Here is a 15,831-nt window from a genome sequence, read left to right as displayed (position 1 = left end):
GGGCGGGGGAGTAGAGCTTATCCGGCGCTTGCGTGGGAAGTTTCAGCAACCTTGTCGCGCAGCACCAGGCTGCACAGCGCCGGCAGGAACAACAGCGTCAACACCGTGCCCACCAACACGCCGCCAATCAGCACATAGGCCAGCGACGACCAGAACACTGACAGCGTCAGCGGAATAAACGCCAGCGCCGCTGCCAGTGCGGTGAGGATTACCGGGCGCGCACGGCGCACTGTGGCTTCGATGATGGCCTCGCGAATCGCCATGCCGTGATCCTGGTTCTGGCGGATCTGGTCGGTAAAGATCAGTGTGTTGCGCATCAGGATGCCGCCGATGCCGATCAGCCCGAGAATCGCGTTGAAACCGAATGGCTGGTTGAACAGCAACAAGGTCGGCACTGCACCGATCAGGCCCAGAGGCGCGGTAGCGAACACCATGAACATCACGCCGAACGAGCGCACCTGGAACATGATCACCGTGAGGGTCAGCAGGATCATGATCGGGAACAGCGCCGCCAGGGCCACGTTGGCCTTGGCGCTTTCCTCTACCGGGCCGCCGATGTCGATTTTGTAACCACTGGGCAGCTTGGCGATCAGCGGTTGCAGGTCTTTGTACACGGCCATTTCCACATCGGGCGGTTGCACGCCGTCGATGATGTCGGCGCGCACTTCCACGGTGGTGGCGCGGTCACGGCGCTTGAGGATAGGTTCTTCCATCACCGCCTTGAAATGCCCGACCTGGCCCAGCGGCACCGACGTACCGGCGCTGTTGGTCAGCGTCATGTTATTGAGGTTGGCAAGGTCTTCGCGTTGGCTGCCCTGGGCGCGGGCCACCACTGAGACGGTGCGGTTGCCTTCGCGGACTTCGGTGATCGGGTTGCCGCTGAGCAGGGCGTTCAGCTGGGACTTGACCTCGTCGGGGGTAAAACCCAGCAAGCGCAGGCGATCCTGGTCCAGCACCAGGCGATAAGCGCTGGCACGCTCGCCCCATTCGAGGAAGGTGTCTCTGGTCAGCTTGTTGCCGGCCACGACCTGGCGCACGTCTTCAGACAGCCCGCGCAGCACATTCAGGTCTGGCCCGGAGACGCGAAACACCACCGGGAACGGCACCGGCGGGCCGAAGACGAGCTGTGTGACCCGAACCCGCGCCGATGGAAATTCGCCTGCCGCAATGCGCTCGCGCATACGCAGTTTCAGCGCGTCACGGGCGTGGGAGTCGGGGGTTTGCACGATCAGCTTGGCGAACGCCGGGTCGGGCATTTCAGGGTTCAACGACAGGAAAAACCGCGGTGCACCGCCGCCCACATAGGTGTCCACCATGCTGGTCTGCGGCTCTTGCAACAGGGCTTTCTCCACCTGCGCTGCCACCGCTTCGGTGCTTTTAAATGCGCTGCCGGGTGGCATATACACTTCAAGAATCAGCTCCGAGCGGTCGGAGTCGGGGAAGAACTGTTTCTTCACCACCGCCATACCCAGGCCGCACAGCACGAACGCGGCCACCACCAGCCCGGTTACCAGCCAGCGCCCGCGCACGCAGGCCTCCACCAGGCTGCGCAGTTTCTGGTAGTAGCGCCCGGCATAAATCGCATCATGCCCGCCGGGGACTGGCTTGATGTGCGGCAACAACTTCACGCCCAGGTAAGGCGTAAACACCACGGCCACCAGCCAGGATGAAATCAGCGCGAAACCTACGATCCAGAAAATATTCCCGGCGTACTCGCCCGCCCCGGAGCGCGCAAACCCTACCGGGAGAAAACCGATGATGGTGACCAGGGTCCCGGTCAGCATCGGCGCCGCCGTGGAACTCCAGGCGTAGGTGGCCGCGTGGATCCGATCAAAGCCTTCTTCGAGTTTGACCACCATCATCTCGATGGCAATGATCGCGTCGTCCACCAACAGGCCCAGGGAGATGATCAGTGCGCCGAGGGTCACGCGGTCGAATTCACGGCCGGTGACCAGCATGATCACGAACACGATCGAGAGCGTCAGCGGCACGGCTGCCGCCACCACCAGCCCCACGCGAAAGCCCAGGGCCAGCAGGCTGATCAGCATCACCACGGCCAGGGCGACGAAGAACTTGAGCATGAACTCGTTGACCGCCAGGCTGATGTTTTTCGCCTGGTCGGAGACTTTGGCGAAGTTCACGCCCAAGGGCAGGTCGGCCTGGATCCTGGCTTCCTGGGCCAGCAGGCTCTTGTCCAGTTCCAGGCCGTTCCAGTGTTTTTCCATGATCACGCCCAGCATCAGCGCGGGGTCGCCCTGGTGACGGATGCGGTAGCTGGGCGGGTCTTCATATCCGCGGCTCACGGTGGCGACATCGGCGATGCGCAGCACACGGCCATTGACTTGCAGCGGTACGTTTTCGATCAGCGCGAGGCTGTCGAAGGCGCCGTCGATGCGAATGTAGGCACGGGCGCCGGCGGTTTCGACGAAGCCTGAGGGCGCCACGGCGTTTTGCGCGGCGAGGGCGGCGAAGATTTGTTCGGGCTTGATGCCCAGAGTTGCCAGGCGCTCATAGGAAAACTCCACAAACACGCGCTGGGCCTGCTCGCCAAGGATATTGACCTTCTTTACCCCCGGCAGGTTGAGCAAGCCCTGGCGCAGTTCCTCGGCCATTTGTACTTGTTGGCGGTGGGGCAGGTGTTCTGCCTCCAGGGCATACAAGGCGAAATACACATCGGAATATTCATCGTTGAAAAACGGCCCGATCACGCCCTTGGGCAGTTGCGCGGCTTCGTCGCTGAGCTTTTTGCGTGTCTGGTAGAACAGCGCCTGGATCTCGCTCGGGCGTGTGGATTCGAGGAAGGTCATGCGCATCGACACGAAACCCGGCTGGGCGATGGTCTCGACGCGGTCGTAGTAGTCCAGTTCCTGCAGGCGTTTTTCCAGGCGGTCGGCCACTTGCTCCTGCATCTCCTGGGCGGTGGCGCCGGGCCAGGCGGCGGTGATGGTCATGACCTTGACGGTGAACGAGGGGTCTTCGGCGCGGCCCAGCTTGCCGAACGCGAAGACCCCGGCGACGAGGATCGCAATCAGCAAAAACAGGGTGACAGCGCGTTGTTTGACGGCCAGTTCGGAGAGGTTGATCCCGCGCATACTCATTGATCCTGCTTACGGTTGAGGGCCAGCGCCTGGGAGGGCAGCAAACGCACCGTATCGCCGCTGTGCAACAGGTGAGCGCCGAGGGCGACGATGGTTTGGCCGGGTATTACGCCGCTGTCGAGCAAGGCGTCCTCCTGGCCGAGGCTGGCGACCTTCACCGGGGCGAAGCTGAGCTTGAAATCGTCGCCAATCACCCATACGCCCGTGCCTTGCCCCGCATCCTGCAAGGCGCCAATGGGCACGCGGGTTTGCAGGGGCTGGCCGTTGCCTTGCAGGCGCACGGTGATGGTGGAACCGAGGGCGAAACGTTCGACCGGGCCATGCAGCACATAACGTGCGCGATAGGTGCGGGTGACGGGGTCGGCGCTGGCGGACAGTTCGCGCAGGGTGGCGGTCACCGCCTGGTCCGCTGCGCCAAAGGGAAACGCCAGGGCTTTTTGCGCAGCCAGGTCACGCTGGTTCTCCGGCAGGTTGACGATGGCTTCGCGGGCGCCGTCATGGGCCAGGCGCGCCACGATTTGCCCTTCGGCTACCACCTGGCCGCGATCGGCCAGCACGTCGGTGATGATGCCGTCGCCATCGGCCTTGAGTACTGAATAAGTGCGGCGGTTTTCGATCTGGCTGGCATCCGATTGCGCCGCGGCCAGTTCGGCCTGGGCGACGCGCAGATTAGTGGCCGACTGATCGAAGATCTGCCGCGACACCGCGCCGGTACTGGCCAGGCGCTGGTAACGGTTTTCGTCATCGCGGCGCTGGCGCAGTTGGGCCTGGGCGGCGTTGACGCGGTTTTTTGCCGAGCGCAGCGCCAGTTCGAAGTCGCCGATGTCCAGCACCAACAGGGTGTCGCCACGGGAGACGTGCTGGCCGGGGTCGACCTTGCGTTCGATCACCTTGCCGCTGACCCGAAAGCCCAGGTTGCTTTCAGTGCGTGCCGCCACCACACCGGTATAGGCGCTTTGCTGGGTGCCGGCTGCTTCGACTTTGGCGGCGAGTACCGGGCGCGGCACTCGCACCTGGGCGGTATCGGCCTTGCTGTTGCAGCCATTGAGGAACATCAACAGGACCAGGGGCGTGAGAAGACGCAGGGGGAGAGGGGGCATGACGAACTCCAGGGTGACCATAGGGCAAAAAATTATGGACATAATTTTTCACTCATATTATGGTCGAAATATAAATTAATCCAGCCCCCGGATATTCCCCATGACAAACGCCCCGGCACCGTCACGCAGCCTGTTGTTCTTGCTGGTTGCCCTCACTGCATTGGGTGAAGTCTCGACACAACTGATCATCCCGGGTCTGGGTGCCATCGAGCGGGCGCTGCTGGCGCCGCAAGGCTCGGCACTGATGGCGCTGTCGGCGTTCGTTGCTGCGTTTGGCCTGGGGCAGCTGCTGTTCGGGCCGCTGTCGGACCGCATCGGCCGGCGGCCGGTCTTGATCGCAGGCCTGGCACTGTACGTTGTGGCGACGCTGTCGATGCTGCTGGTCACCGACATCCAGCAATTTATCGCCGCCCGTGTGCTGCAAGGCCTTGGCGCGTGCGCCGCGTTGGTACTGGCGCGCACCGCCGTGCGCGATGTGTGGAAAGCCGAGGCGGGCCCGGCGCTGGCACTGACCATGATCGGCATGTTGTATGCCATCGTCGTTGCGCCCATAGCCGGGGGCTTGCTGATCAAAATGCTCGGCTGGCAGGCACCCATCGCCCTCGCGCTGGTGATCGGCAGCCTGGTGTTACTGCTGGCGCTGCTGTTCTTTCGCGAGAGCAACCATCACCTCGACCCTGGGGCCGCCCACTGGCGCACCCTCGGCGGGCAGTATCTGGATTTGCTCAAGGGTCGCCAGTATCGTGCTTACGCGGTGGCTCTGGCGTGTACCTACGGCGCGATGTTTGCGGTGATCGCCGGTTCATCGGCGGTGTTTATCAATCTGCTGGGTTTCAGCAGCCTGGAGTACGGTCTCAACTTCGGGCTGATCGTGTCGATGCTGATCGTCGGCTCCACCTATACCCGCCGTAACATTCAACGCCTGGGGCCGCAGCGCATTGTGGCGATGGGTGTGACGATGGTGGCGGTTGGCGGGGTTGCAGCCCTGGCGATCTACGGGTTGTTCGGGCTCTCGGTAGTGGGACTGGATATTCCCATCGCCCTGGTTACGCTTGGCGGCGGCCTGGTGCTGCCCGGTTCCGTTACCGGGGCTGTGATGCCCAATGCGCACCGTGCGGGTTTGGCCGCCGGGTTGATGGGTTTTGCGCAGATGTTCGGCGCCACATGCAGCGGGTTGCTGCTGAGCCAGCTGCGCGATGGTAGTGCCACGCCGATGATCATTATCCAGGCCGGGTTTGCATTGTCGGCGCTGGTTGCCTTTCAGCTGCTGCGCCAACGTCAGATTAAAACACTGTCCTATATATAGAACGATCAGGGCCAGTTTTGCCGGCTAGTGCTCAAGGGTGAGGCGATTTATGGTGTACTCACTTTGGAGGTACATCATGAAAAAGCTAATTGGTATCTACACCAGCCCCCGCGCCCACTGGGTCGGCGATGGTTTCCCGGTACGCACGCTGTTTTCCTACGACACCATGGGCAAGCACATCAGCCCATTCCTGTTGCTGGATCACGCAGGCCCGGCTGAATTCACCCCGACTGAACAGCGTCGCGGCGTCGGCCAACACCCGCATCGCGGTTTTGAAACCGTGACCATCGTCTACGACGGCGAAGTCGAGCACCGCGATTCCACCGGTGCCGGCGGCAAAATCGGCCCGGGCGATGTGCAATGGATGACTGCAGCCAAGGGCATTCTCCACGAGGAATTTCACTCCCAGGCTTTCGCCCGTAGGGGCGGGGCGCTGGAAATGGTGCAACTGTGGGTCAACCTGCCGGCCAAGGACAAAATGGCGGATGCCGGTTACCAGACCATCGTGGATGGCGATATCCCGGTGCTGCCATTGGCTGACGACGCGGGGCAATTGCGCCTGATCGCCGGTGAATTCGCCGGTACTCAGGGCCCGGCCCGCACCTTTACGCCGATTGACGTGTGGGACTTGCGCCTCAACGCCGGTAAAGCGGTCACGCTGGACCTGCACGCCGGGCGCAACACGGCCTTGGTGATCCTCAGCGGCACTGTGCTGGTCAACGGCAAAGAAGTCGCGCGCCAAGGGCAACTGGCGTTGTTCGAGCGTGACGGTGATCAGATCACCCTGGAGTCCAATGACGACGCCAAGGTGTTGCTGCTCAGCGGCGAACCCATCGACGAGCCCATCGTTGGCCACGGTCCGTTCGTGATGAACACCGAGCAGGAGATTCACCAGGCGTTCGCCGACTTCCAGTCGGGCAAGTTCGGGCAGATGCACGCCTGACGGTTCACCGCAAAAAACCTGTAGGAGCGAGCTTGCTCGCGAAGAACTTCAACATACTGCGTTCAATCAGACAGAACGCGTTATCGTTGTGGCTTTTCGCGAGCAAGCTCGCTCCTACATTTTGTTCCCAGGGTTCTTATTTCATGCGATCTTCTCGGCATTCGCCCTGGAGTCGCCTGGATGCCCTCATTTATCGCTGATCACCCGATGTTGTGCGCCCTGGCGTTGATCCTTATCGACATTGCCGTGTGGCGCCTTATTTCCCCCAGCCTGGCCAATTGGAAACTGGCGGCGCGGCTGGTGATCTTTGCGGTATTCAGTGCCGTGTTGTTCAACGACGGCATGAACCCCATGCAAGCGGCGCCCTATGCCGACGACACTACCTTGCACCTCGCCGCCACGGCGTTGCAGATCGGTTGGTGGCTGTTCGCGGCGCGCACCCTTACGGTGTTGCTCGGCGCGGTGATGATGCAGCGGGTCGGCCATACCGGGCGTTTATTGCAGGACCTGCTGGGCGCAGTGATTTTCCTGATTGCGATCATCGCCGCCATGGCCTACGTGCTCGACCTGCCGGTCAAAGGCGTGCTGGCCACCTCCGGCGCCGTGGCGATCATCGTCGGCCTCGCGCTGCAAAGCACCTTGAGCGATGTGTTTTCCGGGATCGTCCTCAATACCACCAAGCCTTACCAGATCGATGACTGGATCTCCATCGACGGTACTGAAGGCCGCGTCACCGACATCGACTGGCGCGCCACGCGCCTGCAAACGTCCCAGGGCAGCCTGGCGGTGATCCCCAATTCCCTGGCGGCCAAAGCCAAGATCATCAACTTTTCGCGCCCGGCAGACATGTTCGGCCTGGCGGTCAGCCTGCAGGTCAGCCCCCACGCTCGCCCGCAAACCGTGATCGAGGCCCTGGAGCGTGCCATGCAGGGCTGCCGGCCGCTGCTGGCCAAGCCCGCCCCAAGCGTAGCGTTCAAGGCCTCCACCAGCGGCGGCGTGGAATATGAAATCAGTGGGTTTGTGCCGGCCATGGGCCTCAAGCGTGAAACACGCAACCAGCTTTACGACCTGGCCTATCGGCATTTGCAGGCGGCAGGTGTGGGGCTGTTGTCCTCCACCGAAGGCAGCACCCCGCCATCCGTGTCCGGCGCCCGCGCTCTGCTTGAGCGCTCGTCGATCTTCTCCACCTTGCGTCAGGAAGAAAAAGACACCTTCAGCCAGAACATGACCCTGCACACCTACCGCGCTGGTGAGATGATCCTGGCGGCAGGGGAGGTCAGCGATCACCTGTTCATCATCGAGTCTGGCGTGGTTTCGGTGCTGTTGATCAAGGACGGGCACAAGTTCGAGGCCGGGCGCATGGGGCCGGGGGAGGTGATCGGTGAGTCCGGCATCCTTTCCGACCAGGCGGCACTGGCGGATTTTTCGGCCAAGACCTACTGCACGCTGTACCGCATCGAAAATGAATACCTCAAGCCGTGCCTGGACGCCCGGCATGATATCGGCGAAGCCATGAAAGCGCTGCTGGATTTCCGTCGCCATGCCGCCCAGGCCCTGACCGAAGACGTACCCGTGGTGCCGGTCAAGAAGGGCTTCATCCAGTGGTTGAGGAGCCGTGGCCTGTAGATTGGTCACCTGTTCTTCGCCCGGATTGGCTATTTCTCCAGAACGCTGCGCTGATTACTCTGCGCACCTGTCCCAACGTTCTGGAGTCTCATCATGCAAACCCGTACCGATTTCTACACCGCCTCCCCCGACGCGATGAAAGCCATGCTCGCCCTGGAAGCGGCGGTGGGCAAACTCTCCATCGAATTGCCACTGCTGGAACTGGTGCGCCTGCGCGTCTCGCAAATCAACGGCTGCGCGTTCTGCCTCGACATGCACACCGCCGATGCGCGCAAAGGCGGCGAGACCGAGCGGCGCCTGTACACCCTGTCGGCCTGGCGCGAAACGCCATTTTTCACCCCACGTGAACGCGCCGCCCTGGCCTGGGCCGAAAGCCTGACCCTGCTCAGCCACACCCACGCCCCGGATGAAGACTTCAACGCCCTGGCCGCCGAATTCAGCCCACAGGAACAAGTCGACCTGAGCGTGGCCATCGCCACCATCAACAGCTGGAATCGCCTGGCGGTGGGGTTTCGCAAGATGCCCAAGTAAGGCATCAGTTGGCTTTGAAATAACCACGCGGGGTGCTGCCGGTCATGCCTTTGAAAAAGGCGATCAACGCACTGTCGCTGGCAAAGCCCAGTTCAAAGGCGCAGTAGCCCAGGCTGCGCCCGGTGGCGAGCAGTTCGATCACCCGCATCAGTCGCCACTGTTGGCGCCACTGCTGATACCCCAGGCCGGTTTCCTTGAGGAAAATCCGGCCAATGGTCTTGGTGCTGGCGCCAATGTGCTGCTCCAGTTCCTGCAATGTCGGTGGCAAGCGGTCGAGTTGGGCCAGCAAGGGTGCCAGGCGCTTGTCTTGCGGCAACGGCAGGAGCAGGGGCTGCTCGACCGCATGGCGGATTTCGTCCAGGCACAGCCCAAGCAAGTGGGCATAGCGGCCGGTGTGCCAATCGGTCTCGAAGGGTGCCATAGCCATCGGTTCCAGTACGGCCCGCAGCAAGGTACTCACTTGGATCACTCGCACCTGCGCGGGTAACTGCCCGGCCAGGGCCGCGCTCACGTATACAGACCGGTAATCGACTGCGTGCTGCATCACCGCGCGATGAGGCAGGCCGCAAGGTATCCAGGCAGCGCGGGTGGGCGGCAGCAGGCACAGCTGGGTGTCCAGCGTGATGCGCGTGCAACCTTGCTGGGTGAACAGCAACTGCCCGCGCTGGTGGCGATGCATGCCGGAGTCGTGATTGCCCAGCACCGCAGCGATGCCGATCACGGGAGCGGCAAACGCGTCGGGATTGAAAGACGCAGTCGCTTCGAGCCAAGCCATGGGTTGTCCGATTTCATGGATAAAATGTCGAAGTCTGGATAATACCCCAGTTGGCGCGCCCTAGAATTCGTCCATTGTTTTTATGGATGGACCTGGTGATGAAGTCTGGAAATTTGCTGATGCTGACGATGGCCTTGCTGATGTTCCCGCAATTGGCCCAGACCCTGTACAGCCCGGCCCTGGGCGATATCGGCCGGGTGTTCGCGGTCGAGCCTGAGCGGGCGGGGCAGACACTGTCGGTGTACTTCCTGGCCTTCGCTTTTGGTGTAGTGGTATGGGGGCGCTTGAGCGATCGTTGGGGGCGACGGCCCGTGATGCTGATCGGGCTTGGGGTTTATGCAAGCGCCTCGGCGCTGGCCTTGAATGTGACCACATTCAGCGGTTTGTTGCTGGCCCAGGCGTGTGCTGCTTTCGGTGCGGCAGTGGGGTCGGTGGTCACCCAGACCGTGTTGCGTGACCGGTTCCACGGCGCTGGACTGGCCCAGGTGTTTTCGCTGATGGGCATTGCGCTGGCGGCCAGCCCCGCCATCGGGTTATTCAGCGGTGCAAGCCTGGTGGAGTGCTTTGGCTATCGCGGCGTGCTTGGCACGTTGCTGGTGCTCGCGCTGGGGTTGTGGGCCTGGTGCCTGTGGGCCCTGCCGGAAACACGCCCGGCATCGTTGCCCACGGCCGCCCTTGGCCAGACACTCGGATTGATGCTCAAGGATGCCGGAATCTGGCGCTCGGTCGGATTGGTGGCAGCCTTCAATATTGCGCTGTTCAGCTATTACAGCGTGGGGCCGTTTATCTTCGCGCAACTGGGGCGCTCCACTGCCGAGTTCGGCTACAGCGGCGTGCTGCTGGCGTTGGGGTCCGGCCTGGGAGCGTGGCTGAACAAAGCCTTGCTCAAGCGTGGTATGGACAGCGATCAGTTGGTGTTTGTCGCTGCTGCAGTGGCGGTGGTGGGGAGCCTGCTGGTACTGGCCCTGCAACACAGCTGGTTATTGGTATGGCCGATGTTGCTGGTGGTGCTGGCATTCGGCATGGCGATACCCAACGTGCTCGGCGGCGCGTTAGTCGACTACCGCGATCGCCTCGGCACTGCCGCCGCCTTGTTTGGCTTGCTGTATTACCTGGTGATTGGTGGCGGGCTGACCCTGGTGGCATGGACCCAGGACCTTGGCTGGAGCCTGTTGGTATGCAGTTTGGCGGCGTTGTGGCTGGCAACGCCGCGGGTCTTCAGAAGTTGACCGATGCACTCAAGCGCGCCGTCAGCGGTGCGCCCTGGAACAGGTAGTCATCGCCCATGTACTCGCCTGCGTCGCGCCAGTAGCGCTTGTCGAACAGGTTGTCGACGCTCAGGCGAAACACCGTCTCGTACCCATCGACCTTGGTGGTGTAACGGCTGCCGACATTGACCACCGCGTAATCGCCTACCTGTACATTACCGGTGCGATTGGCGTATTTCTTGGCGCTGTATTGCACGCCGCCCAGTACCGCCAGGCCATTGACCCACGGCAAGGCATAGTCGGCGTACAGGCTGGCGCGCAGCTTGGGTACGTTGATCGCCTGGTGGCCTTCATAGTCCGGCGTGCCGCTGCCGCTGACCCGCGCTCGAATCGCTGCCACGCTGGTTGCGATTTGCAGGCGGTCGGTGGCCCAGCCGTTGGCGGACAGTTCCAGGCCGGTGTTCTTCTGCTCGCCTTGCTGCAGGTAGGTGAAACCGTCACCTTCGGGCTTGGCGTATTGGTAAGCCTGGCGCGTCTGGAACACGGCGGCGGCAAAACTGATGCGGCGCCAGTCGTATTTAACCCCGGCTTCGATCTGGCGCGAGACGGTGGGGGCGAGTGTTTCATCCTGGTTTTTTGCGAACCACGGCGCCGTGCCGCCCAGTGACAGGCCCTTGCTGTAGCTGGTGTACAGCGAAACGTTGTCCACTGGTTTGTAGATCAGCGAGGCCTGGGGCAGGAACACGTATTGTTGGGTGTGGCGTGTCTGGTTGCCGGTGACGCCGTCAAAGGCTTTTTCATCCAGGCGTACTTCACGGCCACCGAGGATGGTTTGCCATTGCTCGTTGAATCGAATGCGGTCAGTGACGAACAGGCCGTATTGGCGGCTGTCGAGGTTGCGGTGGCTGTCGTTCAGCGGTTTGTCGGTAGGGGGAAAACTCGGAACTCGTTCGTCGATATTGGCGGTGCCGATAAATTCGTTGACCGACTTGCGTTTGTCGATCACCCGGCGAAAGGCGCTGGTGCCAAACGTCAGTTCGTGGCCTATGCTGCCGGTGTCGAACAGGCCGGTCATGGCCGCCTGGATTTCATCGTCGCGGCGAGTGTCGTCAGGGCTGCGGTAATCGTAGACGTCGTAATTGCCTTCGGGGCTGAAGTAGTTCGGTACGCTTGTTGAACTGCAACTGGCCGACCCGTAGCAGCCCCACGCAAACGAGCTGTAATCGTCAATCACCACCTTGCTGTGCGCCGCACTGATATTACCTTTCCACTGGTCGCTGAAACGGTACTCGAACTTGCCGTTGAGGTTCAGCGAATCAATCCCCACCTGCTTGCCGCCGGTCTGGTGCCCCAGCAGCTTTTTCGGCGAGGCGTCATGGGGCACCTGCGTACCGCCCAACAGTTGATACCCCGGTACCGAACGTTGTTGCTTGTTCTGGTACTCGGCATCCAGTTGCAGCACGGCGTCGGGGCTGATGTTCCAGTCAAAGGCCAGGGATACGAAATCACGCTGGCCATTGGCGTGTTCCACATAGGAATTGAGGTCTTCATGGGCGACGTTGGCACGCAGGCCGAACTGCTGCTCGCTGCCAAACCAGCCGCCGACATCGGTGGCGATATAACCGCTGCCGCGATCATCGGTAGACACTGTTACCGAACGCACATCTTCCGGCCGCTTGGTCACGTAGTTGATCACGCCACTGGGCTCGGAAATGCCGCTCTGCAAACCGGCCAGGCCCTTGAGCACTTCCACCTGCTGCTTGTTTTCCAGAGCGACGTTCTGCTCGCCGGTGATGGTGCGCCCATTGATCTTGTAGCTGCTGGCCGCATTCAGCGAGAAGCCGCGCACCACGAAGTTTTCGTAATAGCCGATGGGCGCGTAACTGTCGCCCACCGAGGCATCGTTGCGCAGTACTTCACTGAGCAAGCGTGCCTGCTGGTTCTTGATCAAGGCTGCGTTGATCACCGTGATCGAGGCCGGAGTGTCGAGCAATGGTGCTTCGTCAAAACCGCCCACCGAAGCGGTTTCATTGCGGTAACCGGACTCATCCAGGCCCTGGACCTTCACCGCCGGCAATTGGATCTCGGCGGCCAGGCTGCTGCCGATGCCGCCACTGAGCAGCAGGCCAAGGGCAAAACGTGAAGTGACGACGGGTCGAAAACGCAGAACCATGGGCAGGGCCTTAAACGCAGGGCGGGGGGGCGCATAAGCTAGGCATAACGGCGGGATTTTACAAGTTATGCAGCAGGGGCTCTGCCACACCACGTATCAAATGTGAGAGCTGGCTTGCCTGCGATAGCCATAGGTATCTACACCACTTTGTAGCTGCCGATCGAAACCACGATGCGAAGCGAGCCGCTCTTGATCTTGATCTGCTTTTGATCTCAGGCGCCCCGTTAAACCACGCTGGCCGGAATTCGACAGGGATTTGGGGGGTAAACCGGCAGGGATGCCGGTTTAGCCGCCCCGCGCCATGGATGGCGCGTGGCGGCGGCCCCCCAAATCCCTGTCGGATTACGGGCACACCGAGCCTAGGCGAGGTGCCGAGTGGTGGGGCAAGAGCGTTTTGCTTACTTTGCCGCTTTTGCAAAGTGAGCCGCCGTCAGGGCGGAACCCTAAGTGGCCGTTACCGCAGGAATGGATATGTACTCGGTATAACTGTGTCGGCTGGCAGGCCGTCACGGGAGCAAGCTCCCTCGCCACAGGTCCAGCGTCGCCCCAAAGTTGTGTAGATACCTAAGCTGCAATAGCGGGGGTTCAGGCAGTCAATCAGCGACTGACAGGTTGCTATCGCAGGCAAGCCAGCTCCCACAGGGGATAGCGTTTCAACCAAAGCGCCTCAGGGTTTCGCTGGGAAGCTCTTTGAACAGCTGTCGATAGCTATTGGAAAACCGCCCCAGATGCCAGAACGACCAATTCATCGCCACCTCGGCCACGGTGGTATCCGCGCCACTCAATAGCTCCCGCCGCGCCCCATTCAACCGACGCAACCGCAACCACTGCGCCGGGCTCATCCCGGTGTAGGTCTTGAACCCTTGTTGCAATTGGCGCAACGGCACACCCGCAATCTGCGCCAGCTCCAACAGGTTGGCAGTTTCATCCGGTGCATCCGCCGCCCATTCACCGATACGTGCCATCAACCGGCGTTCTTCATTGCGTTTTTGCAAGGAGCTGCCGTCCAGGCACACGCAGGCGTTGTCGAGGATAAACAGGCAATCGTCGAGCAACTGCTGGGTCAGGGCATCACGGCTGATGGGGTCGGTCAGTGCCGACAGGCGCGTAAGGGTTCCGCTGAGCCAGCGAGTGAACAGCGCGTTTTGCTGACAGGCCAGTGGCGCCATGAACAACCCTTCCAGTCTGGCCATGTCCAGCCCATGGCGCTGCACGAACTGCGGGCCGAACACCACCGCTACCTCGCGGTAGTTCTGCGGGGTGATCCAGGTATTGCGGCTTTCGCCGTTAAGCAGGTACAGCGCGTTGTCGCTGCCATCGAAGCAGAACGACAGCGAGCCTGGCGGCGCGTTGAAGTGCTGTTCCACGCGGGTGTTCATACATTCTTCGTACACCTGCACGCCTTGCAGGTCGAGGTAGCGCACGCGCCCGGCAAAATGCCCGGGGGACATTTGCTGGTAATGCTGCACCCAACCGGGTGTCGCACTGCATTGGGCGGTCACATCGCCGGTAGCGAAGGCCTGTACGCGCAAAGCGGTTGCCTGTGTCATGGGGGATCCGTGCGCACTCTATTGGTGCGTTGTACTGCGTGCAAAGTGGATAGATGCCGTTTCAAGGCCGGCCCAAGATAGACCTCAATGTGTCGACTGTACAAGCCGGCGCCGCATCCCACCCAAGACGAGGTCCTTATGAACGCCCCCTTCGATCAGCTCTCCACCTGGCTGAAAGAACACAAGATTACCGAAGTCGAATGCGTGATCAGTGACTTGACTGGCATCGCACGCGGCAAGATTGCACCCACCAACAAGTTCCTGCATGAGCGAGGCATGCGCCTGCCGGAAAGTGTGCTGCTGCAAACGGTAACCGGGGACTTTGTCGACGACGACATCTACTACGACCTGCTGGACCCGGCCGATATCGACATGATCTGCCGCCCGGTGGCCAACGCCACCTACGTGGTGCCCTGGGCCATCGAGCCCACCGCCATCGTGATCCACGACACCTTCGACAAACAGGGCAACCCGATTGAACTGTCGCCGCGCAATGTGCTGAAAAAAGTCCTGCAGCTGTACACCGACCAGGGCTGGCAGCCGATTGTCGCGCCGGAAATGGAGTTCTACCTGACCCAGCGTTGCGAAGACCCGGACCTGCCGTTGAAAACCCCCGTCGGTCGTTCGGGGCGTGCCGAAACCGGGCGCCAGTCGTTTTCCATCGACGCCGCCAACGAATTCGACCCGTTGTTCGAAGACGTCTACGACTGGTGCGAAGCCCAGGGCCTGGACCTCGACACGCTGATCCACGAAGACGGCCCGGCGCAGATGGAGATCAACTTCCGTCACGGCGACGCCCTGGACCTGGCCGATCAGATCACTGTGTTCAAGCGCACCCTGCGCGAGGCCGCGCTCAAGCACAATGTCGCCGCGACCTTTATGGCCAAACCGGTGGCCGACGAACCCGGCAGCGCCATGCACCTGCACCAGAGCGTGGTGGAAATTGCCACCGGCAAACCGGTGTTCGTCGATGCCGACGGCAATATGAGCCCGCTATTCCTGCATCACATCGGCGGCCTGCAGAAGTACATCCCCAAGCTGCTGCCGATGTTTGCACCCAACGTGAACTCGTTCAGGCGCTTTTTGCCGGACACCTCGGCGCCGGTCAACGTCGAATGGGGTGAAGAAAACCGCACCGTCGGCCTGCGCGTGCCGACTTCCAGCCCCGAGGCGATGCGCGTGGAAAACCGCTTGCCGGGTGCCGATGCCAATCCCTACCTGGCGATCGCCGCCAGCTTGTTGTGTGGCTACCTGGGCATGATCGAGCAGATCGAGCCCAGTGCGCCGGTGGAAGGCCGTGCCTATGAGCGCCGCAACCTGCGCCTGCCGTTCACCCTCGAGGATGCCCTGGCACGCATGGAAGACTGCGACACGGTCAAGCAATACCTGGGCGAAAAATTCGTGCGCGGCTACGTCGCGGTCAAGCGCGCCGAGCATGAGAATTTCAAGCGGGTGATCAGTTCCTGGGAACGTGAATTCCTGCTGTTGAGTGTCTAAAACAACGATAAAAAGGGTGACGAT

11 protein-coding genes are annotated in these 15,831 nt (G+C 61.6%); 6 read left to right on the top strand and 5 right to left on the bottom strand.

Annotated features, from left to right (window positions below; translation table 11 throughout):
* Positions 1–17: 17 nt before the first annotated feature.
* Together IH404_RS16930 and IH404_RS16925 are read right to left on the bottom strand one after the other, a co-directional pair.
* Positions 18–3,092: an efflux RND transporter permease subunit gene (locus IH404_RS16930; RefSeq protein WP_194438524.1), complete on the bottom strand. Its 3,075-nt coding sequence runs from the start codon at positions 3,090–3,092 to the stop codon at positions 18–20.
* Between the two features lie 2 nt (positions 3,093–3,094).
* Positions 3,095–4,198 carry an efflux RND transporter periplasmic adaptor subunit gene (locus IH404_RS16925; protein WP_194438523.1) on the bottom strand — a complete coding sequence of 368 codons (1,104 nt, stop codon included), beginning with the start codon at positions 4,196–4,198 and terminating at the stop codon, positions 3,095–3,097.
* A 100-nt stretch (positions 4,199–4,298) separates the two neighbouring features.
* On the opposite strand from IH404_RS16925, the gene IH404_RS16920 reads away from it, so the two are divergent.
* The 4 genes from IH404_RS16920 (at position 4,299) to IH404_RS16905 (ending at position 8,604) form a co-directional block, all read left to right on the top strand.
* Positions 4,299–5,504 carry a multidrug effflux MFS transporter gene (locus tag IH404_RS16920; RefSeq protein ID WP_194438521.1) on the top strand — a complete coding sequence of 402 codons (1,206 nt, stop codon included), beginning with the start codon at positions 4,299–4,301 and terminating at the stop codon, positions 5,502–5,504.
* 76 nt (positions 5,505–5,580) lie between these two features.
* Complete coding sequence (locus tag IH404_RS16915; RefSeq protein ID WP_005788958.1) at positions 5,581–6,447, top strand: pirin family protein; 867 nt, start codon at positions 5,581–5,583, stop codon at positions 6,445–6,447.
* A gap of 180 nt (positions 6,448–6,627) precedes the next feature.
* Positions 6,628–8,073 (top strand): mechanosensitive ion channel family protein, encoded by a 1,446-nt coding sequence (locus IH404_RS16910; protein ID WP_005788956.1) that lies wholly within the window; start codon positions 6,628–6,630, stop codon positions 8,071–8,073.
* A 93-nt stretch (positions 8,074–8,166) separates the two neighbouring features.
* Positions 8,167–8,604, top strand: a complete 438-nt coding sequence (locus IH404_RS16905; protein ID WP_005788953.1) for a carboxymuconolactone decarboxylase family protein — start codon at positions 8,167–8,169, stop codon at positions 8,602–8,604.
* Positions 8,605–8,608: 4 nt separating this feature from the next.
* On the opposite strand, the gene IH404_RS16900 is transcribed toward IH404_RS16905, so the two are convergent.
* Entirely contained in the window at positions 8,609–9,379 is a 771-nt protein-coding gene (locus IH404_RS16900; RefSeq protein WP_078821164.1) for a helix-turn-helix transcriptional regulator, read from the bottom strand.
* Positions 9,380–9,477: 98 nt separating this feature from the next.
* Between IH404_RS16900 and IH404_RS16895 the strand changes: the two genes are divergently transcribed.
* Entirely contained in the window at positions 9,478–10,608 is a 1,131-nt protein-coding gene (locus tag IH404_RS16895) for an MFS transporter (RefSeq protein ID WP_194438519.1), read from the top strand.
* Here IH404_RS16895 and IH404_RS16890 read toward each other — a convergent pair.
* Positions 10,598–12,760, bottom strand: a complete 2,163-nt coding sequence (locus tag IH404_RS16890; RefSeq protein WP_194438517.1) for a TonB-dependent siderophore receptor — start codon at positions 12,758–12,760, stop codon at positions 10,598–10,600. The genes IH404_RS16895 and IH404_RS16890 overlap by 11 nt on opposite strands.
* Before the next feature lie 653 nt (positions 12,761–13,413).
* Positions 13,414–14,310, bottom strand: coding sequence for a helix-turn-helix domain-containing protein (locus tag IH404_RS16885; protein ID WP_122733767.1), 897 nt, complete (start codon positions 14,308–14,310; stop codon positions 13,414–13,416).
* 138 nt (positions 14,311–14,448) lie between these two features.
* Here IH404_RS16885 and IH404_RS16880 point away from each other — a divergent pair, with 138 nt between their 5' ends.
* Positions 14,449–15,807 carry a glutamine synthetase family protein gene (locus IH404_RS16880; protein WP_194438515.1) on the top strand — a complete coding sequence of 453 codons (1,359 nt, stop codon included), beginning with the start codon at positions 14,449–14,451 and terminating at the stop codon, positions 15,805–15,807.
* Positions 15,808–15,831: the final 24 nt, after the last annotated feature.

The organism is Pseudomonas sp. OST1909, assembly GCF_015277575.1.
In the GTDB taxonomy this organism is placed as follows: domain Bacteria; phylum Pseudomonadota; class Gammaproteobacteria; order Pseudomonadales; family Pseudomonadaceae; genus Aquipseudomonas; species Aquipseudomonas synxantha_A.
This window is presented reverse-complemented; position numbering and strand designations above follow the sequence as displayed.